This is a genomic window from Luteococcus sediminum, from assembly GCF_054783495.1.
This window is the reverse complement of the sequence record NZ_BAAGQL010000032.1, coordinates 1-1,487: the sequence shown is the minus strand read 5'-3', so window position 1 is coordinate 1,487 and position 1,487 is coordinate 1. Positions and strand designations below refer to the sequence as shown.

At 65.9% G+C, this 1,487-nt stretch carries 2 protein-coding genes; one reads left to right on the top strand and one right to left on the bottom strand.

Features of this window, described 5'->3' with window-relative positions:
* On the bottom strand, positions 1 to 546 hold a 546-nt coding region (locus tag ACYVKA_RS13555), incomplete at its 3' end, for a hypothetical protein (protein WP_460706202.1).
* Positions 547 to 830: 284 nt separating this feature from the next.
* On the opposite strand from ACYVKA_RS13555, the gene ACYVKA_RS13550 reads away from it, so the two are divergent.
* On the top strand, positions 831 to 1,487 hold a 657-nt coding region (locus tag ACYVKA_RS13550; RefSeq protein ID WP_460706200.1), incomplete at its 3' end, for a LacI family DNA-binding transcriptional regulator.

Genomic DNA, 1,487 nt, shown 5'->3' with positions numbered 1-1,487 from the left:
GGTCTTGAACCCACGATGCTCGCCGTCCTCGAAGACGAAGGTGGTCGGCCCCAGCGGGACAGGATCGAGATAGCGCACCGTCTGCGTCTTGCGGCCAGTCACGATGTCGTCGTAGTAGCGGCCGTTGAACCGGACGAAACGTTCTGCGGTGCCGTCCGGGAACCGGTAGGTGTAGGGCAACAGCTGGGCCACGGGCACGGAGACGACGCTGCCGTTGTCGGGGACCAGGACGCAGCAGTCGGGGTGTTGGTCGAGGATGACCTGACGGCATCGACCGCAGGGGGCGATCACCCCACGGCCACCGTCGCCGACGGCGACCATCGTGGCGAGCGGGCCGGCCTGGGCTGCAGCCGCCAGGCCGAGAACGACGAGTTCTGCGCAGGGGCCGCCGGTGAAGTGGTGGTTGTTCACCGCGGCGTGGATGTTGCCGGACAGGTCCATCGCGGCGGCCGCGACGGTGTGGTTCGCGTCGTCACCCAACGTGGCGGCCAAGCGTGTTGCCGCGTCGATGACGGCGTCGTCGTTGGCCCAGTTCATCGTGGTCATGTGCGTCTCGTCTTCCTGGTGCGAGGGGTTGGGTCTTGGCTTGGGTGTTGGTGGTGCGTCGAGTCAGGGCTTCGATGCGACGAGGGTGAACGTGGGGGGCACGGTGTCGCGGAACTTGGCGGGCATCACGTACCCGGGCGGTGACGACGTCTTCGCCCTCGTGCCGCTGCTCGTCCACGACTCTCTCGCCCTCCCTGATTCCTGGTTGCTCGTGTGTGAACGAGTATGTTCTTGATCGCTCAAGAAGGAGTGGATAAGGCAGGCAGGTGGGCGCAATGGTGGCAATGAGTGACGTCGCCCAAGTGATGGGCGTCTCCACGACGACGGTCAGCAATGCCTTCAGTCGTCCCGACCAGCTGTCGCCGGAGCTGCGTGACCGGATCCTGGTGCGGGCCGCGAAGATGGGCTACTACGGCCCCCACGTGGCTGGCCGTGTCCTCAAACATGGACACGCGAACGCCTACGGAGTGGTGTTCATGGACACGCTGAGCTCCGTCTTCGACGACCCCTTCAAGCTCCAGTGGCTGGCCGGGTTCTCAGACGAGATCCGACCCGCGGGGGCAAGCCTTGTCCTGATGGCTGTTGCCCCTGACCTGCCAGCCTCCGCGCAGGCTTTGCGGAACACGCTGGTCGACGGCATCGCGGTCACCTGGGCAACCCATCCCATCATGTCGATGGCCAGGTCCCAGGGGCTGCCCGTCGTGGCGGGAGGACCCCACGGGACTTGCTACGTGACCATCGACGAGCACGCCGCGGGGAAAGAGATAGGCGATCACTTGCGCAGCATGGGACACGACCAGGTGTGCATCGTCACCGGTCCCGTGGCCCAGGCCGTATCCGAACCCACAATCAGCGCCTGGGACCAGTACGTCGCAGATCAGGAACCCCACGGAGCGTGGCCACGGCTCACCGGTCTGGTCGAAGGCCTCCAGGTGGCAACC